Annotated in this window: 24 protein-coding genes; 9 read left to right on the top strand and 15 right to left on the bottom strand. The window is 37.7% G+C overall.

Going from position 1 to position 25,048, the window contains the following annotated elements; translation table 11 throughout:
- Positions 1-22: 22 nt before the first annotated feature.
- From IGK03_RS01435 to IGK03_RS01420, 4 genes are all read right to left on the bottom strand, one after another.
- A complete protein-coding gene (locus tag IGK03_RS01435; protein WP_002373191.1) occupies positions 23-826 on the bottom strand; it encodes an ankyrin repeat domain-containing protein in 804 nt (267 codons plus the stop codon).
- A 173-nt stretch (positions 827-999) separates the two neighbouring features.
- Positions 1,000-2,046: a DUF4822 domain-containing protein gene (locus IGK03_RS01430; protein WP_202334742.1), complete on the bottom strand. Its 1,047-nt coding sequence runs from the start codon at positions 2,044-2,046 to the stop codon at positions 1,000-1,002.
- Between the two features lie 219 nt (positions 2,047-2,265).
- Entirely contained in the window at positions 2,266-3,231 is a 966-nt protein-coding gene (locus IGK03_RS01425) for a DUF4822 domain-containing protein (protein ID WP_202334741.1), read from the bottom strand.
- A 184-nt stretch (positions 3,232-3,415) separates the two neighbouring features.
- Entirely contained in the window at positions 3,416-4,393 is a 978-nt protein-coding gene (locus IGK03_RS01420; protein ID WP_202334740.1) for a DUF4822 domain-containing protein, read from the bottom strand.
- 324 nt (positions 4,394-4,717) lie between these two features.
- Here IGK03_RS01420 and IGK03_RS01415 point away from each other — a divergent pair, with 324 nt between their 5' ends.
- Together IGK03_RS01415 and IGK03_RS01410 are read left to right on the top strand one after the other, a co-directional pair.
- Positions 4,718-6,061 carry a sensor histidine kinase gene (locus IGK03_RS01415; RefSeq protein WP_002385380.1) on the top strand — a complete coding sequence of 448 codons (1,344 nt, stop codon included), beginning with the start codon at positions 4,718-4,720 and terminating at the stop codon, positions 6,059-6,061.
- Entirely contained in the window at positions 6,058-6,750 is a 693-nt protein-coding gene (locus IGK03_RS01410; protein ID WP_002355236.1) for a response regulator transcription factor, read from the top strand. The genes IGK03_RS01415 and IGK03_RS01410 overlap by 4 nt, the downstream gene beginning before the upstream one ends.
- A 51-nt stretch (positions 6,751-6,801) precedes the next feature.
- On the opposite strand, the gene IGK03_RS01405 is transcribed toward IGK03_RS01410, so the two are convergent.
- The 3 genes from IGK03_RS01405 to IGK03_RS01395 all read right to left on the bottom strand — a co-directional run bounded on the left by IGK03_RS01405 (position 6,802) and on the right by IGK03_RS01395 (position 10,681).
- Positions 6,802-7,947 carry a cysteine desulfurase family protein gene (locus tag IGK03_RS01405; protein ID WP_002355234.1) on the bottom strand — a complete coding sequence of 382 codons (1,146 nt, stop codon included), beginning with the start codon at positions 7,945-7,947 and terminating at the stop codon, positions 6,802-6,804.
- A 125-nt stretch (positions 7,948-8,072) separates the two neighbouring features.
- Complete coding sequence (ezrA, locus tag IGK03_RS01400; protein WP_002355233.1) at positions 8,073-9,809, bottom strand: septation ring formation regulator EzrA; 1,737 nt, start codon at positions 9,807-9,809, stop codon at positions 8,073-8,075.
- A 185-nt stretch (positions 9,810-9,994) separates the two neighbouring features.
- Positions 9,995-10,681 carry an HAD family hydrolase gene (locus IGK03_RS01395; protein WP_002355232.1) on the bottom strand — a complete coding sequence of 229 codons (687 nt, stop codon included), beginning with the start codon at positions 10,679-10,681 and terminating at the stop codon, positions 9,995-9,997.
- Positions 10,682-10,867: 186 nt separating this feature from the next.
- Between IGK03_RS01395 and IGK03_RS01390 the strand changes: the two genes are divergently transcribed.
- Positions 10,868-12,220, top strand: coding sequence for an aspartate kinase (locus IGK03_RS01390; RefSeq protein ID WP_002385384.1), 1,353 nt, complete (start codon positions 10,868-10,870; stop codon positions 12,218-12,220).
- A gap of 22 nt (positions 12,221-12,242) precedes the next feature.
- On the opposite strand, the gene IGK03_RS01385 is transcribed toward IGK03_RS01390, so the two are convergent.
- The 3 genes from IGK03_RS01385 to IGK03_RS01375 are packed head-to-tail and all read right to left on the bottom strand — an operon-like array spanning position 12,243 to position 14,413.
- A complete protein-coding gene (locus IGK03_RS01385; RefSeq protein ID WP_002355230.1) occupies positions 12,243-12,779 on the bottom strand; it encodes a haloacid dehalogenase in 537 nt (178 codons plus the stop codon).
- Positions 12,780-12,795: 16 nt separating this feature from the next.
- Positions 12,796-13,629 carry a DUF72 domain-containing protein gene (locus IGK03_RS01380; protein WP_010775521.1) on the bottom strand — a complete coding sequence of 278 codons (834 nt, stop codon included), beginning with the start codon at positions 13,627-13,629 and terminating at the stop codon, positions 12,796-12,798.
- A 49-nt stretch (positions 13,630-13,678) separates the two neighbouring features.
- Entirely contained in the window at positions 13,679-14,413 is a 735-nt protein-coding gene (locus IGK03_RS01375; RefSeq protein WP_002355227.1) for an acyl-ACP thioesterase domain-containing protein, read from the bottom strand.
- Positions 14,414-14,687: 274 nt separating this feature from the next.
- Here IGK03_RS01375 and IGK03_RS01370 point away from each other — a divergent pair, with 274 nt between their 5' ends.
- Positions 14,688-15,272 (top strand): lytic polysaccharide monooxygenase, encoded by a 585-nt coding sequence (locus IGK03_RS01370; RefSeq protein ID WP_002355225.1) that lies wholly within the window; start codon positions 14,688-14,690, stop codon positions 15,270-15,272.
- A 42-nt stretch (positions 15,273-15,314) separates the two neighbouring features.
- Positions 15,315-16,361 carry a chitinase gene (locus tag IGK03_RS01365; protein WP_002364979.1) on the top strand — a complete coding sequence of 349 codons (1,047 nt, stop codon included), beginning with the start codon at positions 15,315-15,317 and terminating at the stop codon, positions 16,359-16,361.
- Between the two features lie 95 nt (positions 16,362-16,456).
- On the opposite strand, the gene IGK03_RS01360 is transcribed toward IGK03_RS01365, so the two are convergent.
- Positions 16,457-16,768: a DMT family transporter gene (locus IGK03_RS01360; protein ID WP_002355223.1), complete on the bottom strand. Its 312-nt coding sequence runs from the start codon at positions 16,766-16,768 to the stop codon at positions 16,457-16,459.
- Positions 16,765-17,121: a DMT family transporter gene (locus IGK03_RS01355; protein ID WP_002386054.1), complete on the bottom strand. Its 357-nt coding sequence runs from the start codon at positions 17,119-17,121 to the stop codon at positions 16,765-16,767. Before IGK03_RS01355 ends, IGK03_RS01360 begins: the two co-directional genes overlap by 4 nt.
- Positions 17,122-17,386: 265 nt before the next feature.
- Here IGK03_RS01355 and IGK03_RS01350 point away from each other — a divergent pair, with 265 nt between their 5' ends.
- Both IGK03_RS01350 and IGK03_RS01345 read left to right on the top strand, forming a co-directional pair.
- Complete coding sequence (locus IGK03_RS01350; protein ID WP_002355221.1) at positions 17,387-18,361, top strand: ring-cleaving dioxygenase; 975 nt, start codon at positions 17,387-17,389, stop codon at positions 18,359-18,361.
- Between the two features lie 21 nt (positions 18,362-18,382).
- Positions 18,383-19,003, top strand: a complete 621-nt coding sequence (locus tag IGK03_RS01345; RefSeq protein WP_002361147.1) for a flavin reductase family protein — start codon at positions 18,383-18,385, stop codon at positions 19,001-19,003.
- A gap of 44 nt (positions 19,004-19,047) precedes the next feature.
- Here the strand turns inward: IGK03_RS01345 and IGK03_RS01340 are convergent, their stop codons facing one another.
- Positions 19,048-20,376, bottom strand: a complete 1,329-nt coding sequence (locus IGK03_RS01340; RefSeq protein WP_002358357.1) for an aminopeptidase C — start codon at positions 20,374-20,376, stop codon at positions 19,048-19,050.
- 149 nt (positions 20,377-20,525) lie between these two features.
- On the opposite strand from IGK03_RS01340, the gene IGK03_RS01335 reads away from it, so the two are divergent.
- Together IGK03_RS01335 and IGK03_RS01330 are read left to right on the top strand one after the other, a co-directional pair.
- Positions 20,526-20,915 carry a GntR family transcriptional regulator gene (locus IGK03_RS01335; protein WP_002358356.1) on the top strand — a complete coding sequence of 130 codons (390 nt, stop codon included), beginning with the start codon at positions 20,526-20,528 and terminating at the stop codon, positions 20,913-20,915.
- On the top strand, positions 20,915-22,285 hold the full coding sequence (locus IGK03_RS01330) for a DUF5808 domain-containing protein (RefSeq protein ID WP_071646533.1): 1,371 nt from the start codon (positions 20,915-20,917) through the stop codon (positions 22,283-22,285). Before IGK03_RS01335 ends, IGK03_RS01330 begins: the two co-directional genes overlap by 1 nt.
- Before the next feature lie 43 nt (positions 22,286-22,328).
- Here IGK03_RS01330 and IGK03_RS01325 read toward each other — a convergent pair whose 3' ends face one another.
- Complete coding sequence (locus tag IGK03_RS01325; protein WP_002355215.1) at positions 22,329-22,535, bottom strand: heavy-metal-associated domain-containing protein; 207 nt, start codon at positions 22,533-22,535, stop codon at positions 22,329-22,331.
- 21 nt (positions 22,536-22,556) lie between these two features.
- Positions 22,557-25,043, bottom strand: a complete 2,487-nt coding sequence (locus IGK03_RS01320) for a heavy metal translocating P-type ATPase (RefSeq protein WP_071646532.1) — start codon at positions 25,041-25,043, stop codon at positions 22,557-22,559.
- Positions 25,044-25,048 lie beyond the last annotated feature (5 nt).

Raw genomic sequence — 25,048 nt, 5'->3', positions numbered from 1 at the left:
TCTTCCCGAAAGGACACAATACTTAGTTGTACTGTGCTAAAATTTTACTAATTTCCGTATAACCTTTTTGATTGGCATAGTCCATTGCTGTTCGACCAGAATTGTCTTTAATGGATTGATCCGCACCATTTTCCATTAACAATTTTACAATATCTTGGTATAGTTGGTTCCCTTCACGTAACCCCACTGCCTCAATCAACGCGGTATAGCCAAAGTCATTTTGGAAATCTATGTCTTCTCGTCCATCTTCTAACAAGAGCTTCACATTGTCAATATGTCCTTTTTCAGCTGCCGGAATTAACGCATTGCCACCGTAACGGTTATGCTTATTTAAATCTGGTGTCGCATTTTTTAACATATATGCTAAAATCTCCGTACGTCCTTGCGCTCCCGCATAAAGATAGGGACTATCACTAATGCTATTTTGCAGATTAATATCGGCACCCCGATCAATCAACGCTTTTGCAATCTCAATGTCATTATTGTGCACAGCGATATTGAGCGGTGTGTTGCCTTCTGTGTCGACTTCATCCACTTGATAAGTAGTATCTTGTAAAATTTCCTTGACCTTCTTCGTATCTCGTTGATTGGCTGCTTCTAAAAGCGCACCCACTTCATAGGTCTTCATCGGTTCTTTCACTTCCTCTTTTGATGTTGTTTGAGCTACCGAACGGGTTGTACTGGTGCTTTCAGTTTTTGCACTACTTTGAGTAGTCACCGTTTGACTATTTTTTGATGCTGCAGAAGGTGTTTCTCCTCCTTGACACGCAGCAAGTAATGGAATGGTCACGACACTTAATAGCCCCATTAAAATTTTTTTGTTCATTGTGCTCAACTTCCTTTCCTCGAGAGAAATATGAGATTTGTCTCCAGTGGTTCTAATCTAACGAATCTTTTTTTATTTGTCGATTAAAACGCTTTCTCTGTTTTTCTATTTTAAAAAGAGAGAAACCAAAAGAAGTCGAAACTTTTTTTGGTTTCCATTCGTATGTTTTGTTCTTAAAAGGTAAATTCAGGATCAAAAGTTCCTTGGTATGGTTCATGTTCCACATAGACTTGGATATCGTTTCCTTCGTTATCTTTACCCATTCGTGTGTACGTAAAACGATTATCATTCAATTCTGTTAATTCTAAGACAGCGCCATAGCGATTGGTTCCAATGGACACATGGGCACGGAATTTATTTTGATTTCCTACTTTAAAGTAGCCATAGTCGCCACGGGTTTCACCCGTTTGTAAATTGAAAAATTCATATTTGCTGCTGTCTTGGTCAAATTTCGCTAAGCTAATGAAGTTTTGATTAGCCGATGTTACATCAGTGCCATCTTTATCCACTACTTTCGTGCCGTTCCATAAGAGCTCAGGCGTACCATACAACCAAGATGTTTTTCCAAGAATCTCATCACCAGGTCGATTAATATCGATTGCCCCTGTTTGCTCTGTCATCGCACGTCGGCCATTCGTAAATTCCAGTGTTCTCGGACGATTATTTGGGAAAGGTTGCGGATATCCATAGACAGGACCAGAGGTTGCTTTATTTTCTACAAAAACTTCCACATCATTTCCTGCTTTGTCTTTCCCTGTTTGTGTATACGTAAAAGTATCTTGGTACAACATTCTTGACCGGTAAACACCTTGATAATTCTTTGTTTCAGAAATAATTACTAAGTAGCTCTTATCAGATAAGCCAGCGGTCATAAAGAAGGTCCCTTCATCACCTGTGGATTTCCCAGTTTCTTTGTCAAAAAACTCATAAAAACTAGTGGTTGCATCAAACTTAATTGCATGTAATAAATCCTGATTTTCAGCGGTTAAATCGGTCCCATTTTTATCATAGACACGTTGACCTGCCCAATCTTTTTCCGATAACATTTCATCTTGCCGAATACCAATCGAGCGTAAATACTCAGGTAAATTCCCTAAATTATTGGGATTGTCTACGCTTTGAGGAACGTATGCTTCTGCCGTCAAAGCCCCTCCTGCTCCACCAACTAATAACGTACTTAAAGCCAACAATGTAATTGTACCAACGATTTTTTTCTTCATAAGCTACTACTCCCTTTCCCTCTTGATAATTTAAGGATAGCAAGTAGTTATTAACTCCACCTGTCCATAATATGAACAAATTATTAAATAATAATTATTATAATTATCTTAATAATAATAATTAATTGTAACTAATAACAATTTATTTATAGAAGAAGAGAAAACAAAAGAACGTTGGGGGACGTTCTTTTGTTAAATGAGCGAGAAGACAAGAGACTTTTAGAAAGTAAAGGCTGGATGATATGTGCCTTGGTAAGGTTCATGTTCTACAAACACTTGAATATCATTACCAGCATTATCTTTACCCATTCGAGTATACGTAAATCGATCATTGTTTAGTTCCGTTAATTCTAGCGCCGCACCGTAACGATTCGTCCCAATAGATACATGGGCCCGAATCTTGTTATTGTCCACCACTTGGAAGTACCCAAAATCGCCGCGGGTTTCACCTGTTTGTAAATTGAAAAATTCATATTTACTTGTGTTTGGATCAAATTTCGCTAAACTAATGAAATTTTGATTGGCCGCTGTCACATCATTACCGTTTTTATCTACGACTTTTGTGCCATTCCACAAGGTTGTTCCTAAAATTTTATCCCCTGATTTATTTGTCACAATTTTGCCAGTTTGATTGGTTAATGCTTCACGTCCATTTGTAAAAGCTAATTTTTTCCCATGATAAGGGATGTGTTCCACGTAAACTTCAACATCATTCCCCAGTTTATCTTTCCCTAAACGCTTGTAAGTAAATTTGTCTTTACTCACTTCGGTTAAATCCACTACGGCTTGATAATTTTGTGTCCGCGAAATTAAAATTCGTTTTGTGCCATCACCCGTCACAAAAAATGTTCCTTCGTCACCACGGGTTTCCCCAGTGTTTTTGTCGAAAAACTCATAAAAACCGGTTTCACCATCATATTTTGCTAAACCAATAAAATTAGCATTTTCTGCCGTTAAATCATTACCTGCAGCATCATAAACTCGGGTTCCTTGCCAGTCCGTGCCAGATAAAATCTTAGTCGCCTTGTCACCTCTTGTTTGGCCATTGTTTTGATGTTTGCCTAAATTTGCTGTAGCACTATTTGGATTGGCTGCATGACCTGCAAATACTGGACTTGCATAACCTGCTATAAGTAACGTACTTAATGTTACTAAAGTAATCGAACTTAATACTTTCTTTTTCATAAAGCATCGCTCCTTTTCTTTGATAAACCAATCTTAACAAACGATTCTAAACTACCACTGTCAGAAAAATGAACAATTTATAAACGATTAAAAACAACTATAAACTATTTTTTTGTTAAAAATGAAGCGGTCAAAAGAATCCTTTACTTCCTTTTGACCGCTTCATCCACTCGTGATTGACTAATTAGAACGTGAAGTCTGGCGTAAAGTCGCCTTCATACGGTTCATGTTCCACAAAAACTTTAATTTCTTTGCCGTTATTGTCTTTACCCATTCGTGTATACGTAAAACGTTTATCATTTAATTCTGTTAATTCTAATGCAGCTCCATATTTATTGTCACCAATTGAAACGTGAGCACGGATTTTGTTATTATCAATTACTTGGAAGTAACCAAAATCTCCACGTGTTTTACCCGTTTCTAAATCAAAGAATTCATATTTACTTGTTTTATTATCAAATTTCGCTAAACTAATAAACATTTTATTTGCTTCAGTAACATCGTTACCGTCTTCATCTAAAACTTTCGTGCCATTCCATAATGTGGCCCCTAAAATGTCATCCCCAGGTTCATTGGTAACAATTTTGCCAGTTTCTGTTTCTAAATCTTTACGACCGTTCGTAAAGGTTAACTTTTTATCAGAATAAGGGACATGCTCTACAAAGACTTCTACATCTTTCCCATCTTTATCTTTCCCCATTCGCTTATAGGTAAATTTATCTTTCGTTACTTCCGTTAAATCAACCACTGCTTGATAGTTTTGTGTATCCGAAATTAAGATACGCTTTTCGCCATCATCTGTCACAAAGAATGTGCCTTCATCGCCACGGGTTTCACCTGTTTCTTTGTCGAAAAATTCATAAAAACCTGTTTCACCATCATATTTTGCTAAACCAATAAAATTAGCATTTTCTGCTGTTAAATCATTATTATTTTTGTCGTAAACTTTTGTGCCTTGCCAATCAGTACTGGATAAAATTTCTGTTAATTCTTGTCCTTTTGATTGCTCTTTAGCTGCTTCTGCTGAACTAGAGACTGCAGTGCTTGAGCTAGCTGCACTTGATTTATCTGTTGCAGAGTTGGCTCCGCCAGCACAGCCTGCGATCAACAACGTACTAAGGGTTAATAAGGTAATCGTACTAAAAACTTTTTTCTTTTTCATAGTTGGTAATCCCCTTTTTTCTTTTTGATATACCTAGAATAGCAAAGCCTTATAAACTCCTACTTGCCGAAAAATGAACAAATTATAAACAAATGAAAAAAAGTTAATAACAATACTAGCTTTTTTTTGTTTACTTGTAATACACTATAAGTAAGAAATAGATTAAAACCACTAGGAGGGACGCTTTTGACCATTAAACGCCGCTTTTTTATTTCTTATATTAGTGCCATCATTATTACTTTAGCCTCTGTTTTAGCTGTTTTATCCTTAGCTTCTTACATCACATTAGGAACTGTCCCCAGTTTGCCCCAAGCTTACCGAATGATGAATAAGCAACGACCATTGACCGCTAACGAAGAAGAAAGTTATTTAGCCTTAGATCAATTGTTAAAAAAGTCACCGAAATTACTAGATACGCCTTTAAGTAAAGAATTAAAGGAAACGATTCAAACAATTGAGGCAAAAGGATTAAGTGTGATTATTCGAAAGAATGCACGGTTTCCTTATTATTCGGATAATTTAGTAGAAAAATCTTTGTCTGTACATATTCCAAACTACGAAATGAATAATATTATGCCAACTGGCACACTGGATAATGCAGGGCGTCTATATCATTATGTCAAATCCGATTTTCATTATTTAGATGGTTCTAACGGGAGCTTTATTGTCTTGAAACGCGAAAGCAGCCTTTTTGAATTCTTCACACGCTGGATTATCTGGATGATTTTGTTAATTATCCTTGTAGCAATTGCGGCAGCTTGGCTCATTAATAAGCGCTTAACCAAAACCACTATCGAGCCATTAGAAGCATTAGAAAAAGCGACTAAAACATTGGGTAAGGATGCCCAAAAAGAAAATCCATTTACACCAACTAGCCACCAAACCGTCTCAACAGAAGTCAAACAGCTCCAACTTAGTTTTGAACAAATGTGGCAAGATTTAGAAGAAGCCAATGCGGAACGCGAAAAATATGAAGCTAATCGGAAAGAATTAATTGCAAATATTTCTCATGACTTAAAAACACCAATTACTTCTATTATTGGTTACGTTGAAGGTTTGATGGATGGCGTTGCCAATACTGAAGAAAAAAAACAGCGCTATTTAACGGTCATTCATGAAAAAAGTTTAGGCCTCAATGATTTAATTGAAGAATTATTTTTGTATTCTAAATTAGACCTAGACCGTGCTGTCTTTACAATGGAAAAGACCAATTTCACTCGTTTTATTGCACATATTCTTGAAGAATACCGTTTGGAACAAGAACTCGTGATTACTTCTGTACTTCCCACCGAAGCTTTATACGTTCAAATGGATCCCACGCAGATGAATCGCGTGATTACCAATCTAATTCAAAATAGCATTAAATTTGCGGATCCCACTAAAGAACAACTAGCCTTTACGATTTCTTTAACGCATAATCAAACAGACTTAGTTTTAACCATTACAGATAACGGCATTGGTATCGATAAAAAAGAATTACCTTATTTATTCGAACGCTTCTATCGTGTAGACAAATCTCGAACCCCAACAGTTAAAGGAAGCGGCTTGGGATTAAGTATTGTCAAACAAATTATTGACTATCATCAGGGAACAATCACTGTCACAAGTAAAAAAGGAGACGGTACCAACGTGATAATTACGCTGCCGTTGTTGGAGGATGAAAAATGAAACCACATGTATTAATTATTGAAGATGATCCAAGCATTGCTGATTTGCAAAAAGATTATTTAGAAATTAACGATATGACTGTCACAATTGAACATGATGGAAAAAAAGGATTGGAAGCAGCTTTAAATGAGCCCTTTGATTTAATTATTTTAGATGTGATGCTGCCAACTATGGATGGTTTTGAAATCTGTCGTGCAATTCGGAAAAAAAAGCAAACGCCGATCATGATTGTTTCGGCTAAAAAAGAAGATATTGATAAAATTCGTGGGCTTGGCTTAGGTGCGGATGATTATATAATCAAGCCGTTTAGTCCCAATGAATTAGTCGCTCGAGCAAAAGCCCATATGAACCGTTATCAATTGTTAAGCAAAGCAGAACAACCACCACAATTACTAAAAATCAATGAAATCGCTGTCGACACTGCCGCCCACAAAGTGTTTGTTTTAGAAAATGAAGTTATTTTTACAAGCAAAGAATACAAATTGTTGGTTTTCTTGATGGAACATCCTAACCGTGTGTGGAATAAAGAAGAACTTTTTGAAAGTGTCTGGGGGTTTGATGCCTTAGATACTGAGGTTTCGACTGTCGTTGTTCACATTAAACGGATTCGGGAAAAATTAAAAAAAGCCAATCTTTCTGACTCTCCAATTGAAACACTCTGGGGAAGTGGCTACCGCTTCAATCGATAAAGAGAGCAAAAATAAGTCGGAGCCTATTTCTAGGCTCCGACTTATTTTTTATTAATTTACACGAGAAAATTTTTGATAAAGTTGGTTGAAAACAATCATAAATTGTTCAATTTCTGCCATTGTATTGCTTTCATCTAAACTAATGCGCACAGCGGAAGTCGCTAATTCCCCTGGCACATGCATGGCATACAAGGTGCTGCTAGCCATTTTTTTTCGGCTAGAACAAGCACTCGTAGTCGAAATATAAATCTGTTTTTCTTCCAATGCATGGACCAGCACTTCGCCACGAATCCCTTTCAAAGCAAAACATAAAATGTGTGGCGCAAAATGTTCATTATCTTGTGAAAAAACAGTCACATTTTGAAATTCTTCTAGCGCCTTTAATAAATAACTCCGTAATGTCGCCACATGTTGCGGCCGTTGTTGTTCGTTCTCTAAATGCAAACGTAACGCTTTGGCCATTGCCACAATTGCTGGTACGTTTTCTGTCCCACTGCGTTGGTTGTTTTCTTGCCCGCCTCCTGTTAAAAGCGGCGCTAAACGTTTTCCTTGTTTCCAATACATAAAACCAATGCCTCGTGGTCCATGAAATTTATGTGCAGAAAACGTTGCAAAATCCACCCGATCCGTTAACCACTCTGAGTAATTAACTTTCCCAATTGCTTGAACCGCGTCTACATGAAAATGAATTTTAGGAAACTCCGCTAAAACCTCGCTGATTTCTTTAATTGGTTGAATCGTTCCCACTTCATTGTTGACTGCCATAACAGAAACCAAAATCGTTTCTTTTCTAATTAATTTCTGTAATTCCTCGACTTTCACACGACCTTCTTTATCCACTGGCGCATAAGAAAGTTCAAAACCTAGTTCGACTAATTGTTCCGCTGTTTCTGTAACTGCTGGATGTTCCACTGCAGAAATAATAATATGATTACCAAATTCTCGTTTTTCGATTGCCGTTCCTTTTAAAACCCAGTTATCTCCTTCAGTTCCGCCACTTGTAAAATAGATTTCATTTGCTGAAACATTGATTAGCTCCGCAATCTGCTTCCGTGCTTGTTGTAAGAGCCGATTGGCTTGGTTGCCTAAGTCATGCAGACTAGACGGATTGCCAATAATCCGCTGACTGGTTTTTACATATGTATCTAAAGCCTGGGGGTAAATCGGTGTAGTTGCACTATTATCAAAATAAATCATTTGTCACCCTTCTTTTTTAAAATTCTTTCCCATTATATACTTTCTAAAGTATCACTTCAAGTCACCCCCACGCCATAAAAACAGAGGCTTGTCTGTCGACAAACCTCTGTTTAGTGATTGTTTAATTAAATTGCTGTTAAATTAGGGTTATTGATATTTTTAAAATAAAAATCTTCGATTCGTTTGAACGCCCCTGGCTCAACAGCTTCCAATGCCGTTCCAATTTCATCTAATGCATCTTGATAACGGAATTCTGTCGAGAATAAATACATGCTTTTATCTAAAGCCGCTCGGATGTTCTCGTGAGTATGACGATAGCGGTTTGCATATTGCATCATTTGTTCTGTCAGAGCTGCTGCATTGACTAAATCTTTTGTTTTCTTATCTAATAACTCTAAATCATCTTCGCATAAGTCACACAAACGATTGATTTCATCCATGTTAATGCGCATTTTATTTAAGGCTCGGCTTAAATCTTCAATTCGATCCGTTGCCACATAGAAAAATTCTAAGTAATCAGCAGACAAACCTGGCAATCGTTGCTTTTCAACATACCGTTTGATACTCCGTAAACGGAATTCGTATTCGTCAACTTTTTCTTGGGCGACTTTTTCGCCTTTTCTTAGTTCTTTCAATGAAGCATCGATTTCTAATTGTTGATTTTCAATATCATCTAAAATCTTATAGCATTCTTTATAGAACGCTTGAATTTCAGAGTAAGGAACGGTATGTTCTTTCATTCGAGGTTCCAAGTCTTTTTGACGGCGGATAATTTCTTCAATTTCCGTTTGAAAACCACGACTACGTCCTAGCTCGTTGTTATTTAAGGTGTAGCTTTGTGATACATGGTCCAATTCAATCATTAATTGACGGTTATTTTTTAAGGAATGAGAAATATAATCGTCAATAATTTTTTGATTGGTCACGACATATTTCTTCGCTTCAATCTCACGTTCCATCACTTCATATAATGCATCAATCGCCGTTGCTGTGTCACGGTTCGCAACCTCTACTGCGGCAATCTCTGTTTTCTCTAAATCAGCCATTGAATTCTCGACACGTTTTTTCGCATGTTGAATTTCTTCAGCAAAGTTTTGTTCAGGGAACACATAATCGTCAGCTAATAATTGGTTGTAGCCTTCTTCGATTTCTTTTAATTGATCTGGGAAAGTTTCATTTAATTCTTCATACATTGGTGGAATCCGTTTCATTAAGTCTTCCAATTCATACGTATGACGTTCTGCATCTTCTAGGACTTCTCGAGCCTCGATTGGGTCCCCCGATGTATTTAGTGTGACAAATTGTGTGAATTCAATTTCGACGTTTCTTAATTGTTTTTGGATTTCGGAGTAAGCTGGACCAAAGCTAGCTTTATCATCTTTTAGTGATTTACTTAATTCTTCATAGACATCCAAAGCTTTTTGAACTTCCAATGAATTGCGCTCTTCACTTTCACGTAATTCTTTCAAGCCATTACGAATGACTTCCACTTCGGCTTCCATTTCGGTCATCGTTTCATTCGCTTCCACGACTGCTTTCTTCGCTTTCATGAAACGGAAAATTTCATTTTGATTTTCGACTTCATAAATTTGACTCTCTAGTTCGGCGAAAGAACGCGTCGATAGTTCTACCCAGCGTTGATTCCATTCACGGAAACTATTTTGACTCTGTCCAACTAGATGCATTTTTTTAATGTCATCGATTTCTTCAAAGACTGGCAAGTCAAACAGGGCTTCTTTACGAACTTCTAATTCATCTAATTGTTCTTGATTTTTTTTGCGCATAAAATAACCAATTAAGTATAGCACCGCAGCAATAATAACGATTACTAGTACTAAAATGATAATCCAATTATTCTTCATTTTGGCTCCTCCGATAATTTTTCTATAATAAAAGAAAGGTTGTTTGTTCTCTTCACACGGTTATCTATTGTTCCTGACCCTTGAAAAAGGGCATTCTTGCAGAAATACCTATAGAAAATTATAGCACAAACTGTATATTCATTCACTAGTTATAACAAACTTTTTTAAGAAAACCCGCGATCTTCTTACGAAGGGGTTGATTCACTGCTTTCATCGATCCGATTTTCACTAATTTTTTTACAAATATCACTTAGTTGTGTTAAGAAGGCATCCGCTTGACTTTGATCCATCCCAAAGTGTTCATCGCGCATCGCCCAAACTTCTAGCCCAGCTTCTTTGGCAGAGGCAATGCCTTTTTCTGAATCTTCAATGGCTATACATTCCTGTGGCGCAACAGCTAATTCTTGTAACGTGTGCAGATAAATATCCGGCGCCGGTTTACTTTCTTCGAAATCTTCCCCACTCACGACCGCATCAAAATAACTACTTAATTGCCCCACTGTCAAAACCTCTTCAATTGCGTCTTTTGTGGAAGAAGAAGCTAATCCGATTTTATAGCCTTGTCTTTTTAAAAATTGTAAAACACGTTTCGCATTTTCATCAAGCACAGCTAAATAATCTATCGGATGCGCTTTTTTATAGGCTATGTATTGTTCATTTAAAAAAGCAATATCTAGCTCTTTTTTGTTGACTTGTTCAATCTTTTGCCATAATGAACGCATATCCGCACCGACTAATTCTGGCAAGGTTAGGCCCTCAATGGTCAAATCAAATTCCGCTAAAAATGCTTTACGTCGCTCATAATAATAAGCTTCGCTATCTACTAGGACACCGTCCATATCAAAAATAATGGCAGTTTTGGATTCTGTCATACTATTTAACTCCTTCGTTACGACTCATATCTTTACAGTTTAACAAAATTTTAAGGAAAAATGAAGAACAAATATTTTCATGATTTCCTAACTTTCTGAAAATAAGTGGTTGCTTTTCTAAATGTTTTTCGGTATCCTTTTACTAATCTACAAATGAGAAAATAATTAAAAACAGGAGTGATAAACGTGAACGTAGTTAAATTCGGCGGTAGCTCGCTAGCATCAGCACCACAGTTACAGAAAGTCTTACAAATCGTCAAGGAAGAGCCGCGCCGAACGTTTGTCGTTGTATCCGCTCCTGGAAAGCGAACCCCGCAAGATATTAAAGTGACTGATTTATTGATTCAATACTATCAGCGCTACTTAAATAATGAGGAAATTGAATCGACAATCTCTGCCATCATTCGTCGTTATGAAGATCTTTTTGATGAATTACACTTGGATAAAGCAGTTTTAGCTGATATTGCTATTTCGATTCGCCAATTAGCCACTTTACCAAAAGAAAACAATGCTTTTTTATTTGACTATTTTTTAGCTAGCGGCGAGGACAATAATGCAAAAGTTGTTGCCAGTTTTTTCAATCAGAATGGCTTAGATGCTCGCTACATTAGTCCAAAAGAATTAGGTCTCCTAGTGACACCTGAGCCAGGCAATGCCCGCATTTTACCAAAAGCTTTAGAGAAAATTAGTGCCTATCGTGAGACTCAACAAATCTTGGTTATTCCAGGTTTCTTTGGTTATACAGAAGCCGGCGAAATTTGTACTTTTTCTCGTGGCGGTTCCGATATCACAGGGTCCATTGTTGCCGCAGGTGTTCAAGCAGATTTGTATGAAAACTTTACCGATGTGGACGGAATTTATGTCGCCCATCCTGGAATTATTGAACAGCCTCAAACGATTCAAGAATTGACCTACAGAGAAATGCGGGAGTTAGCTTATGCAGGATTTGCCGTCCTCCACGACGAAGCTTTAATGCCTGCCTATCGCGCAAATATTCCAGTCGTTATCAAAAATACTAACAACCCACATCATCCTGGCACCCTAATTACCACTTCTCGCAAAGTGAAGCATGCCCCTGTTGTAGGAATTGCTAGTGATCAAGGGTTCGCAAGTATTTACATTAGTAAGTATTTAATGAATAGAGAGTTAGGTTTTGGGCGACGGCTTTTAGAAGTACTAGAAAAATTAGCCTTAAGCTATGAGCATATGCCCTCAGGAATTGATGACATCACGATTGTTTTAAGAGAAGACCAGTTAACAACTGAAATTGAAAATCGACTGATGGCCCAACTCCAAGAAGTTTTAGCGCCTGATGAGTTACGCATCACGCATCACCTTTCCATGATTATGATTGTTGGCGAAGGCATGCGCCAACGAATTGGGGTTACTGCTGAAAGTACAATGGCGTTAGCCAAAGAAAAAATCAACTTAGAAATGATTAACCAAGGATCTTCGGAAGTAAGCATTATGTTTGGTATCAAAAAAGAACAAGAGGAAAAAGCCATCAAAGCCTTATATCGGACGTTCTTCCATGATTAATAAAAAAGACGAATGAGTTTTCTCATTCGTCTTTTTCATTGGTCTCAGTAATTTTCAATTGGCGTTGAATTTCCGCTTTAATTTTAGCTTCTGGCGCAAAATCTTGTTCCCAATTTTCAGGTTTTAATACTTTATTTGTTTCCGGATCATAATGTGGCTGCCCATCTGGAAATAATTTCCCCATATTGGCTTGATGAACGATTTCAATAATTTTTGTTGGATTGACGCCCATTAAGCAAAACGAACCATAAGTAAAATACAATAAATCAACTAGTGCATCCACTTCCTCCACTAAAGGATCAGATACTGGTTTGCCTTTCGCCAAGACTTTCTGCTCTGCTTTATCGACAGATTTTTTTAATCCGTTGACCAATTGTTGAAAAAGTACTTGGTCATTATCAGCAGCACTATATAAAAATTCCACAAGTTCTTCGACTTTAAACTCTGCTCGTCGACTGGCTAACTCTGGCGAAAAAGCAGTTGGTTGCTCTGGTTGTTGTGGATTAAAAACCTCGTGGAAGGCACAAGCCATTTCATAAGGGGATTGCTTTTCAGACATTCAGCTACCTTCTTTCTCAAAATAAATCTAATTGTTTTGGATTCAAATCATCGTAACTCAAATTCAAGACTTTTTGCATCTGTAGAGCGTTTTCTGCGGCATCGCCGCCAGAATTATTATTAAAAATTACGCCCACTTCTTTAGCTTCTTGCGACATTTTTAAAACAGCTTCGCTTAAATCAGCGATTTCCTGCGTATTATAATGATAAAGGGTTCTTTTTTTTCGCCACTCTGCATCATTGGCTAACCAGCCAGCCGCATTACGTCCGTGAAACCGGAAGAGCACGAGATTAGGATTCGTTACATACGGATAAAAGGGCACTGGATTCGTAGGAATCTGCGGTTCATCTACAATCACAAGTGAAAATTGATTTTCTTTCATAAATTGCAACATTTGTTTTACAAAGTTTGGTTGATACCATGAATTATTTCGTAATTCAATGGCGATGGGTAGGTCTTTAAACCAGTGACGAATTTTTTGCAAGTAAGCGACATTTTCTTTCGTACAACCAAATGTTCCTGAAAATTGTACCAGAAAGGCAAATAATTTTTTACTTTCAATTAATGGGGCCATACTTTCTAAAAAGGAGGTGATCATTTCTTCTTCACTTGCATAATAGGTCTGCCACTCACCTTGACAACTGATTCCACTATAAACTTTCATGACAAAGCGAAAGTTTTCGGGAACTGCTTTGACCCATTCAGTTACTCGTTCTTTGGGAGGAATCCCGTAATACGCCGTGTCCATTTCAACTAGCGGTAAATGACTGGCATATTCATAAAGCGTGGCCCGTTTTTTTCCAGTTAAATAGTCGTGTTCACTAAAAGATGTTAATCCTAAGCGAATCATGTCCTCCCTCCTCTGCGTACCTTTTTATTTTCTAAATCGTCATCTTAACTTAATTTGTCCAATCGATATTCGCTTCACAATAGGTTTGACCATCAATCCGAATCTCATGGCGTGTTTTCAACTGATTTTCTTGTTCGACAATTTCGTAATGACTTTCGACTTCTTGGCCATATTCTACTTCTTTATCAAATTTCACAAGAATTTTTTTCGGTTGATGCGTTGTTAAAAAGTCATACCCTAACACATCCAATAACCAATTAAAGTAAATCGCATTATTAACGTGTTGATTGCCATCAATATCAAAAAAACGCACACGATAAGGTAAAAAGTTCCCCTCTGTGACTTTTTCAATTTTTTCATGGCGATAAATTTTAGTGATTTTTTCAGAATCAAAAGGTGCAATAATTTCTGGTAACACACTACTGATTTTCCGATTTTTTTGATCCATTAAGACAAAGGTTGATTTCACAAAGACACATTCATTGCCTTCTTCATCATGAACCCAAAAGTTACGATAACAAAAATATTTGTTATAACTCATAGCTTGCGTTGTAATTGCTACTTTTTCACCAACTTTTGGTAAGCGGTGAATCTCTATTTCATAATTGGTGATGACCCAGCCTAGACCAAATTGAGCGACATAAGCCGCATCTCTTCCTAGTAATTCTGTTTGTTCTTCGGATACTTTAATGACAACCGCTAACAAAGCCGGTATCTTCATTGCACCAGTAAAATCGCCGTCATAGTAGGCAACTTCATAAGAGGATGTATGTTTTTTTCCCACGAAATAATCTCCTTTTTCCAATGGCTACTTTCGTGTCATTGTTTCTTCTTAAAAGTATACCACGTGATTTCTTCAATTGCGATTCCGAATGAAAAATTAACAAAACTTTGAAAAACACTATTATTTATATTATTTAAAAACATTCTTAATATTACTTAAAAAATATTGTTTTATTTTTAAAAATAACATTTCTTATTATTTGTATCCGAAAGATTATTATGTTATATTCCTATCTGTAAGCGCATACAAAATAATTTTTTAGGAGGTTTTTTTCGTGAAAAAGAGTTTATTAACAATCGTCCTGGCTTTTAGTTTTGTTTTAGGTGGCGCTGCATTGGCCCCTACTGTTTCGGAGGCTCATGGTTACGTAGCAAGTCCTGGAAGTCGTGCTTTCTTTGGTAGTTCTGCTGGTGGTAACTTAAATACAAATGTTGGTCGTGCACAATGGGAACCTCAAAGTATCGAAGCGCCCAAAAATACGTTTATTACTGGTAAATTAGCCAGTGCAGGTGTCTCAGGTTTTGAACCTTTGGATGAACAAACAGCTACTCGTTGGCACAAAACAAACATTACAACAGGTCCCCTTGACATCACTTGGAACTTAACTGCCCAACATAGAACTGCTTCTTGGGATTACTATATTACTAAAAATGGCTGGAATCCCAATCAACCATTAGACATTAAAAACTTCGACAAAATTGCTTCAATCGACGGCAAACAAGAAGTTCCTAATAAAGTTGTTAAACAAACAATTAATATTCCGACAGACCGCAAAGGTTATCATGTCATTTACGCTGTCTGGGGCATTGGTGATACGGTGAACGCCTTTTACCAAGCGATTGATGTGAACATTCAGTAAAAATACTCACATCTTAAACTAAATTAAAGGAGTTCTCAAAAAATGAAGCTAAAAAAAATAATTCCTGCTTTTCTCCTTCTTTCAACCGTTGCAGTTGGCTTGTGGTTAACGCCTACTCAAGCTTCTGCAGATGCTGCGGATACGATGGTAGATATCTCTGGCAAAAAAGTGTTGGTTGGATATTGGCATAACTGGGCCTCAAAAGGACGCGATGGTTACAAACAAGGAACATCAGCATCACTAAACCTTTCAGAAGTAAATCAAGCCTACAATGTCGTCCCGGTTTCCTTCATGAAAAGCGATGGCACGACACGGATTCCTACGTTCAAGCCTTATAACCAAACGGACACTGCCTTCCGACAAGAAGTCGCACAATTAAATAGTCAAGGTCGCGCAGTTTTATTGGCACTTGGTGGAGCAGATGCACATATTCAATTAGTCAAAGGCGATGAACAAGCCTTTGCGAATGAAATCATTCGTCAAGTGGAAACATACGGCTTTGATGGTTTAGACATCGACTTAGAGCAATTGGCGATTACTGCTGGCGACAACCAAACCGTCATTCCTGCTGCATTGAAAATAGTCAAAGACCATTATCGAGCACAAGGAAAAAATTTCATCATTACGATGGCGCCAGAATTCCCTTATTTAAAACCTGGTGCCGCTTATGAAACATACATTACTTCCCTAAATGGTTATTATGATTACATTGCCCCACAATTATATAACCAAGGCGGCGACGGTGTCTGGGTTGATGAAATTATGACTTGGGTTGCTCAAAGCAACGATGCTCTAAAATACGAGTTCCTCTATTATATGTCTGATTCATTAATCCATGGCACGCGCGGCTATCTACAGATACCAAACGATAAATTAGTCCTTGGTTTACCAGCAAATCGGGATGCTGCTGGTAGCGGCTATGTCGTTGAGGCTACCCCTGTAGCCAAAACTTTTGATCAGTTAGCAAAAGACGGTAATCCTATCCGTGGCTTAATGACTTGGTCTGCAAATTGGGACGTTGGTCAAGATGTCAACGGCAAGTCCTACAACAATGAATTTGCGACACGTTATAGTAACCTCGTAAAATAAAAGCTATTTTGAGACAGAACACCGCATTTGGTTCTGTCTCTTTTTAAATTTTACTCACCTGTCTTTCAATAATCCAAACAATGTTCTCTTGCTTTCTAACCAATTAATTTTAAACCAATCACAGAAACAATGATTAAAAAAATAAAAAATATCCGTCGTAGGTCTTTTGATTCACCTAAGAGCATTCCTAAAATAGCGCCTCCTGCTGTACCAATTCCTGTCCAAACTGCATAAGAAACGCCCATCGGTAATTGTCTCATCCCTAAATATAAAAATAAGAAACTACCACTAAACGCTAGAATTAAAATTAACAATGAACGTAAGTCTTTTTTTGTTGTAAATAATTTAATTGAACCTACGCCAAAGATTTCAAAACAGCCTGCAATAACTAAGTATAACCAACTCATCTTGTTTCCTCCTCTTTATTTCCAGTTACCATTTTTAAGCCAATCACACCTATTAATAACAGCAACAGAAAAAGAACTTTTCCTATGCCCAATGGTGTGTGGAATAAAAAATGATCTGTTACAATAGTTCCAGCACTACCTAAGCCGACAAATACAGCATAGGCTGTGCCGACTGGCAATTCCTCTCCTGCTTTAATCAGCGCATAAAAACTGATAAAGATTGCGATTACTGTCCCTAAAATCTCCCACCATGTTGTACTATGCTTCATGCCAATGACCCAAATCACTTCACAAAAAGCGCCAAAAATAACTTTTAACCAAGCTTTACTCATCTTGTTTTCCTTCCCTTCCAAACAAAAAAAGTGCCAACAAACAGTTCAGCTATGGCCTAAGAACTGTTCATTAACACTTTAGTCGCAAGCATCCGGCGATGTTTACGAAAGTTTATGTATTAAAATATCTCAGGCTATTATATTCTTATTTTTTTAAAAAATCAACTAAAAAATAATAGTTCGAATTCGAGACATTTCTTTTGCATTTTTAGGACTAATCATTTAAACTTACTTTTAGTAAGTTAATTAATCAAAAAATTATTTTTCTTTTAGGAGGATTTTTATTATGAATACACAAATTTTAGGTTTACACCACGTCACTGCCATGACTTCAAGTGCTGAAAAAATTTATCACTTTTTCACCGATATTTTAGGTCTACGTTTAATTAAGAAGACTGTCAACCAAGACGATATTGAAACATATCATTTATTTTTTGCTGATGATGCCGGCTCTCCCGGAACAGATATGACTTTCTTTGACTTTCCAGGCTTACCTAAAGGAACCAAAGGAACCAATACAATTTCTCGTACTTCCTTCCGTGTAAAAGATGATGCTGCTTTGGATTACTGGGTATCACGCTTTAATGAATATGCAATTGATCATGGAGAAATTCAAGAACGTTTTGGCAAAAAGTATTTAGAATTTGAAGATTTTGACAATCAACGTTACCAACTTATTTCTGATGAAAAGAACCAAGGTGTTGCAGCTGGCACGCCTTGGAAAAAATCTAACGTTCCTAGTGAACATGCTTTAATCGGCTTAGGTCCAGCCTTTGTAACTGTCGAAAATTACGAACATCTGCAACTAGTTTTAACTGAAGTTTTAGGGTTCAAATTGATTGATGCTGAAGGTAGTTTCCATTTATTTGAAGTTGGCGAAGGTGGGAATGGTGCCAGCATTATCGTAGAGCATCGAGAAGATTTGCCAGCGGCCCAAGAAGGCTACGGCAATGTCCATCACTTAGCCTTGCGCGTTGCCGATGAGGAAGCACTACGTTTCTGGATTGAAAAAATTAATCGTTTGGAATTTCCTAATTCTGGCTTTGTGGAACGTTTTTACTTTAAATCTGAATATTTCTTGGCAGCAACACATGTTTTATTTGAACTGGCAACCGATGGTCCTGGATTTTTAGAGGATGAAACCTATGAACACGCTGGCGAAAAATTATCATTACCGCCATTTTTAGAACCAAAACGGGCAGGGATTGAAGAATTTGTGCGTCCTTTCGATACTTCAGATGCGAATGTTCAAAGAAATTAGTATTTTTTCTAGGAGGCTCCTATGATTCATTACAATAGTAACGAGTTATCTGCAAAAACAGCGTATAAATTTTTATCAGGAAGTATTATTCCTCGGCCAATCGCTTGGGTTACAACACAAGATACAGCTACAGGTGTCGTCAACGCTGCTCCCTTTAGTTTCTTTAATGCGGCGGCAGCTGAAATTCCTTTAGCAACGTTGTCCATTTTACGACCAGACAAAGCGCCTAAAGATACGGCACGAAATATCTTGGCTACTAAAGAACTTGTCATCCATTTCGTTAACGAAGACGTTCTTACTCAAATGAATCAGACTTCGGCACCTTTAGCAGCAGAGATCAGTGAAATTGACACATTTGGTATTGAAACCATTGCCAGCCAGACTGTTGCTGTTCCAGCAATCAAAGCCGCGCCGATTCGGATGGAAGCTCGCTTACATCAATATGTACCTATTGCTAACCATGAAGGTCAAATTATTACGGATTTATTCATTGTAGAAATTACCGATTTCTATTTTGATTCAGCCGTTTTCGATGAAGAACATCAGTACATTTTACCTGAAAAACTCCAACCGATTGCTCGTTTAGCAGGCAATGATTATACAACATTGGGCGAAATCCGTGAAGTTCGCCGCCCAACGTAAAAAGAAGGCCCCCGCCCTGACGGCGGGGGCCTTCTTTTTCTGTTTTATGCTAATGCGCCCATTGGATCCCAAGGTGCCAAAACAGTTGGCGCTTGTTCCCAAGCTTTTTTCTGTTCATCAGTTAATAAATCTTTGTGCACAACGATTTGATAAGTGTATTCGTCCATCCACGCATCGCTCATAACGAAGAAGCCATTTTCACCGACTTTTTCGCCCCAGCTATTTTCCACTTTCCATTTTGTTGTTTGACCATCAACGATATCAACACCTGTTAAAACCATGGCGTGTGTCATTAAGCTTTCACCAAAGTCTAAACGTTCTGCTTTAGTCATCGTAAAATCAATATCAAAAAGATCGTTCATATCGTAAACGTCTAATGCCATAATTCCTGTGTCACGTGTTGAAGATTGTCCGACATCACAACCAAACCAAACAGATTCGCCTTGTTCCAATTGTGCAGCAGCTAATTTTTTGAAAGCAGCCATTTCTACATTTAAATATTTAACTTCTTTGCCGCCGACAACATTCCCTAACATTTCAACAGTGTATGTTTTGTTGAAGGGTTTATCTTCTGTAGGAGCATTAATAATACTTACATAATCATGTAAATTAACGCCAACGTATTTTTCAAAGAATGTTTGCGGTGTTAGATTTTGATCCAAATGATAATTTTTTTCTTCGTCACGGTATTCAAAATCAAAGGTTTCTGGCGGTGTTCCTAAAGAGATTGCTAAGAAATTATAAATTTCTTGTAACATTGCTTCTTTGTTTTTTTGGACTTCTTCAGCAGAAGCGCCTTTTTCAATTAAACTACGTAAAATTGTTGCATCTTTGCGTAATTTTTTATTTAAATAGTTGTTTAAATCACGTGAATTGGAGCTGTTGCTGCTTTCAGGCATTGCCGTTTTAGGCACTACGCCATATTTATCAAAAATTGAAACGATCATATCCCATTGCCCACCATCTTGTTGTGGTGTAGCTAATAAAAAGGCCACTTTACGACTAGTCAACGGTTGATCGGCTGTTGCAATAATATTTTCATAGAAATAGTTTGATTTTTCATATTTATCCCAGAAAAATGTATAGTTTTGTGATAATTCAAAATCTTTTAATTGAAACGCATTTAACATTCTATGTCTAAATGTATTTAATGCCGCAAACATCCAGCAGCGACCGCTTTGTTTTTGATTGGCCACTTTTCCAGTAGCTAAGTCGACTGAAAAGACGGGTACGTTATTCACGGCTCCTTGTACAGATTCACCTGAAGCGCTGATACCATTTTTTACTACACTACGTTGTAAGGCATTTTGTTTATTATTGTTCAAGAAATCTTGATGGAATTTCTCTGTTAATTTTGGTTCAATTGCTGTCATATTTTCATCGTCCTTTCATTTTACGTTCTTCTTCATTATATGCTTCTCTTTAAACAGAAACAACCATTTACTCTAAATTCCTTGCTTTCCAACTCTTTTTGTATTAGTATATATAATACAGATAGCACAAATAAGACAGGAGTGATTCGATGCTTTTAGAAATAGATGAACAAAGCGAACAGCCCATCTATCAACAACTCATTGATCAAATCATTGTAGGCATTGCCAAAGGTGAACTGGTTCCCAATGAAAGTTTGCCTTCTATCCGACAATTGGCGGACGAAATCGGGGTCAATATGATGACTGTTTCAAAAGCTTATAATAAGTTAAAGCAATCAGGTTATATTGTGACTGACCGTCGTAACGGCACCAAAATTGCCGCAAAGTTACCTGCTACCGCTGTTTGGCAACAGCAATTGCATGAGCGTTTAGAACTTCTGTTGGCTGAAAGTTTTTTACATCAGCAATCCGAAGCAGAAATCCAAGCACTTATTCAGAAAATTTATCAAAATTTTGATTCGAAAGGGCGTGCATTATAATGGCGGTATTCTTTTATTTCATCCTAGTTTCTGTCGCTTTTTTTATGGCATTTACTATGGGGATTTATGCAAATCCTCACAAAAATATTATTTTGGAAAACACTTTACCAGAAGATAAACTACAAGATCCCAGCGTTCAAGCAATCCGAAAACGTTATAAAAAACGCTTGGTTCAACTAGCAGCCGTTTTTAGTGTTCTTAGTTTGCCTTTGTTATTTATTCCTTATGATTCGATTTTATTGTTCCTTTTTCTGTTACTTTTATTTAGTTTTATTGGCAGTGCCTACTATCTGCAAATCGTTTATATTCGCAAAATGGCCGCTTTAAAAATGCAAAACGGCTGGTTGCTACCTAAGCGTCCTCTCTTAATCGATACGCAATTAGTTTTAAATAAAAACCAGAAACTTATTTCATTTTGGTGGTTTTTACCTGCAATTATTCTTACTTTTGCTGGGGGCTTTTATTCCTTGCAAACGGCGATTGGTTCCTGGATTCTTTTCTTAATTACTGTTTTGATGTTAAGTTTGTTCATTGGTGGCTATTATTTTATTGCGCGCTTACCTGTCAAACCGCTAACTAGTGACTCAAAAATTAATCAGCAAATCAATGATTTATTTCGGCATCATTGGTCTGTTTTAATGGTTTTATCAGCCTTAGTTTTTGCACCGCTAACCATTTTGCCAACTTTCACAATTGTCATTGATTATACGGTTGCGATGGCCCTTACTTTTTGTTATTTTATTCTTTTGTTTGTTTATGTAGGCTTTCTCTTCTACTACCTATTTTCAATGCGCAAAAAACAAGATCAATTCGTTTTACAGGCTGGCGATTATCGCTATGGGGATGATGATCAATATTGGCGGTATGGGATTTATATCAATCCAAAGGACCCCAAAATCATGGTTCCTGATCGCATTGGTATGAATTTATCTATTAACCTAGGACGGCCTGCTGGGAAAATTATTCTAGCCGCTACTGGTATTTTAACGATTGCGGTGCTGTTCTTTGCCACAGTGCCGATGTTTATAAATGATTTTTCTAGTCATGCCTTTCAAGCAACTATTGAAAATAAACAAATTGAGTTATCTGCCCCATTAGCAAAAACAAGGTCAATTCCTTTTAACCAAATCACTGCTGTTTCTTTGATTGATGACTTACCTCAAGAACGCATCCGCACAATGGGTGCTGCGACAGATAGTTACTTAACAGGAGAATTTAAAGTCGCTGGAAAACCTGCTTATTTACTAATTTATACAAAAAGTCATCCGATTCTGAAAATAGAAACGCGGGAGAAAGTTTATTATTATACTGCGCGTGATGGTCAAGAAACGACTAAGATTTATCAGGAAATCAAAGCAAAACTTCCATAACAAAAAAACAGGGCCTACTCATGATGGTAGGCCCTGTTTTTTGTTATTCGCTGACAACCTTGAATTTTGTATCTGCCAACGTGGTATTCAGTTCATCCTGGCTTACTTCACGATCTGCTGTCACAACGGCTGTTTGATCTGCCAAGTGAACCGCAACATTCGTTACGCCGTCAATTCCACTAAATTTTTCAGTGACCGCTTGAACACAGCCATCACATTTCATCCCATCAATTTTTACTGTTTTTTCCATTTCACTTCATCCTTTTCAATTTTATTTTTGACTTCCACTAGTTTTTTTCACCGTCGAAGGTTTAAATCCTTTTAAGCGTAAAGCGTTTAGTAAGACAGAGACTGAACTAAAACTCATAGCTGCTGCTGCAATCATCGGACTTAACAAAGGTCCACCAAATAAGTGTAACACACCCATAGCCACTGGAATACCTAATGTATTATAGGCAAATGCCCAGAAAAGATTTTCTTTGATGTTTTTGATGGTCGCTTTACTTAATTCAACTGCTGTAGGCACATCCATTAAATCACTACGCATTAGCACAATGTCGGCCGATTCCATTGCAACATCTGTGCCTGAACCAATAGCAATCCCCACATCTGCTTGGGCAAGTGCTGGTGCATCATTAATACCGTCACCCACCATCGCTACTTTTTTGCCTTCTGCTTGTAGTTTTTTCACTTCTAACGCTTTATCTTCTGGTAAAACTTCACTTAAGACACGATCGATACCTACTTGTTTTGCAATCGCCTCGGCAGTACGTTTGTTGTCTCCCGTAATCATCACGGCTTCGATCCCCATTTTATGCAAACGTGCAATGGCTGTTTGACTGCTATCCTTCACAGTATCTGCTACCGCAATGATACCCGCAAACGAACCATCTTTTGCCACAAACATTGGGGTTTTCCCTTCTTCTGCCAAACGATCCGCTTGTTGAACAAACGTTGATAGCTCAATGGCTTCTTCTTTCATTAATTTTATATTGCCCAAAAGTAGGACTCGTTCGTTGATTGTCACACGGATGCCGTGACCTGGAATCGCTGAAAAATCGCTTCCTTCTACTAATGGCAATTGACGTTCTTTAGCCGCTCCCACAATTGCTTCACCTAGAGGATGTTCTGATCCTTGTTCTGCAGAAGCTGCTAATGTTAGTAACTCAGCTTCTGAAAGTGCTGAATCAGCAACTAAAATATCTGTAACCACCGGTTTGCCTTCTGTAATAGTTCCTGTTTTATCAAACACGATTGTTTGAATTTTGTGAGTGGTTTCTAAAGCATCCCCACTTTTAATTAAAACGCCATTTTCAGCGCCCTTACCTGTCCCCACCATAATCGCAGTCGGCGTTGCCAAGCCGAGCGCACAAGGACAAGCAATCACTAACACAGAAATGGTAATTGTCAAAGCGAAAATCCATGACTCTTGTCCTAAAAAGAACCAAGCCAAGCCAGAAAGAACAGCCAAACCAATAACGATTGGGACAAAAACACCCGAAATTTTATCAGCTAATTGTGCAATCGGTGCTTTTGAGCCTTGCGCATCTTCCACTAATTGAATGATTTGGGCAAGGGCCGTCTCTTTTCCCACTTTTGTTGCCTTGAATTGAAAGCTGCCATTTTTATTGATGCTAGCACCAATTACTGCATCACCGACTTTCTTTTCAACAGGCAAACTTTCGCCCGTTAACATGGCTTCATCCACAGAACTACTGCCTGAAACAATCACTCCATCAACAGGGATTTTATCTCCTGGGCGAACAATCACAATGTCATCCAACTGAACGGCATCAACTGGCACTTCAATTTCTGCGCCATCACGTAAAATATGGGCAGTTTTCGGTGCTAAACCCATTAATTTTTTTATCGCATCTGAGGTTTTCCCTTTTGAAACAGCTTCGAAATATTTTCCTAATGTAATTAAAGTTAAAATAACACCCGCTGATTCATAATAAAGAGCCATTGTAAAACTTGTGTCTCCTAAGAATATCATGACTGTGCCATATAAACTATACACAAAAGCAGCACTGGTTCCTAAAGCTACCAAAGAAAACATATTTGGATGCCCTTTAAATAACGCTTTAAAACCAACTGTGAAAAATTCTCTGCCGACATATAGGACGGGTAACGTCAAAATCAATTGAACCATTGCAAAGGTCGTCGCATGTGTCATTGGATTCAACAAATCCGGCAATGGTAAGCCTACCATGTGTCCCATCGCAATATAAAGAAGTGGCACTGTAAACACCGCTGAGATCCAAAAACGTTGCCACATCTCAGCAATATGTTTTTGTTTCTTTTCACGATCTTGGTCCGCTGTTGCACCTGCAGCGACTTCTTCTGTCGCCTGATAACCTGCATCCGTAACTGCTTTGATAATTTCAGCACTCGTTACTTGATGGTCGTCATAACTAACCACCAGTTTTTCCGTGGCTAAATTAACAATCGCTTGTTGAACACCAGATAATTGGTTCACAGCTTTTTCAATCGTTTGGGCACAGGAAGCACAACTCATTCCTTCAATCGCAAACGTTCGTTGCTGGGCTGGGCTAATCGCCTTGTAGCCAGCATCTGACACAGCTTCCTTAATTTCTTCTTCTGTGACTTCCGTCTGATCATACGTGACACTTAATTTTTCCGTAGCTAAATTGACACTTGCCTTTGCCATCCCAGGTAACTTCGCCGTAGCCTTTTCAATCGTTTGGGCACAGGAAGCACAGCTCATCCCTTCAATATCAAACGTTTTACTTTCCATTTTTT

Source organism: Enterococcus sp. DIV2453a, from assembly GCF_050533535.1.
GTDB classification, from domain to species: domain Bacteria; phylum Bacillota; class Bacilli; order Lactobacillales; family Enterococcaceae; genus Enterococcus; species Enterococcus faecalis.
Note: the sequence above shows the minus strand (reverse complement) of the source record. Positions and strands in the feature narration are given on the sequence as shown.

Bases quoted from the DNA above. Each gene is read 5' to 3' on its own strand.
- IGK03_RS01435 (WP_002373191.1), bottom strand. From the start codon at position 826: ATGAACAAAAAAATTTTAATGGGGCTATTAAGTGTCGTGACCATTCCA.
- IGK03_RS01430 (WP_202334742.1), bottom strand. From the start codon at position 2,046: ATGAAGAAAAAAATCGTTGGTACAATTACATTGTTGGCTTTAAGTACG.
- IGK03_RS01425 (WP_202334741.1), bottom strand. From the start codon at position 3,231: ATGAAAAAGAAAGTATTAAGTTCGATTACTTTAGTAACATTAAGTACG.
- IGK03_RS01420 (WP_202334740.1), bottom strand. From the start codon at position 4,393: ATGAAAAAGAAAAAAGTTTTTAGTACGATTACCTTATTAACCCTTAGT.
- IGK03_RS01415 (WP_002385380.1), top strand. From the start codon at position 4,718: ATGAATAAGCAACGACCATTGACCGCTAACGAAGAAGAAAGTTATTTA.
- IGK03_RS01410 (WP_002355236.1), top strand. From the start codon at position 6,058: ATGAAACCACATGTATTAATTATTGAAGATGATCCAAGCATTGCTGAT.
- IGK03_RS01405 (WP_002355234.1), bottom strand. From the start codon at position 7,947: ATGATTTATTTTGATAATAGTGCAACTACACCGATTTACCCCCAGGCT.
- ezrA (WP_002355233.1), bottom strand. From the start codon at position 9,809: ATGAAGAATAATTGGATTATCATTTTAGTACTAGTAATCGTTATTATT.
- IGK03_RS01395 (WP_002355232.1), bottom strand. From the start codon at position 10,681: ATGACAGAATCCAAAACTGCCATTATTTTTGATATGGACGGTGTCCTA.
- IGK03_RS01385 (WP_002355230.1), bottom strand. From the start codon at position 12,779: ATGTCTGAAAAGCAATCCCCTTATGAAATGGCTTGTGCCTTCCACGAG.
- IGK03_RS01380 (WP_010775521.1), bottom strand. From the start codon at position 13,629: ATGATTCGCTTAGGATTAACATCTTTTAGTGAACACGACTATTTAACT.
- IGK03_RS01365 (WP_002364979.1), top strand. From the start codon at position 15,315: ATGAAGCTAAAAAAAATAATTCCTGCTTTTCTCCTTCTTTCAACCGTT.
- IGK03_RS01360 (WP_002355223.1), bottom strand. From the start codon at position 16,768: ATGAGTTGGTTATACTTAGTTATTGCAGGCTGTTTTGAAATCTTTGGC.
- IGK03_RS01350 (WP_002355221.1), top strand. From the start codon at position 17,387: ATGAATACACAAATTTTAGGTTTACACCACGTCACTGCCATGACTTCA.
- IGK03_RS01345 (WP_002361147.1), top strand. From the start codon at position 18,383: ATGATTCATTACAATAGTAACGAGTTATCTGCAAAAACAGCGTATAAA.
- IGK03_RS01340 (WP_002358357.1), bottom strand. From the start codon at position 20,376: ATGACAGCAATTGAACCAAAATTAACAGAGAAATTCCATCAAGATTTC.
- IGK03_RS01335 (WP_002358356.1), top strand. From the start codon at position 20,526: ATGCTTTTAGAAATAGATGAACAAAGCGAACAGCCCATCTATCAACAA.
- IGK03_RS01330 (WP_071646533.1), top strand. From the start codon at position 20,915: ATGGCGGTATTCTTTTATTTCATCCTAGTTTCTGTCGCTTTTTTTATG.
- IGK03_RS01325 (WP_002355215.1), bottom strand. From the start codon at position 22,535: ATGGAAAAAACAGTAAAAATTGATGGGATGAAATGTGATGGCTGTGTT.
- IGK03_RS01320 (WP_071646532.1), bottom strand. From the start codon at position 25,043: ATGGAAAGTAAAACGTTTGATATTGAAGGGATGAGCTGTGCTTCCTGT.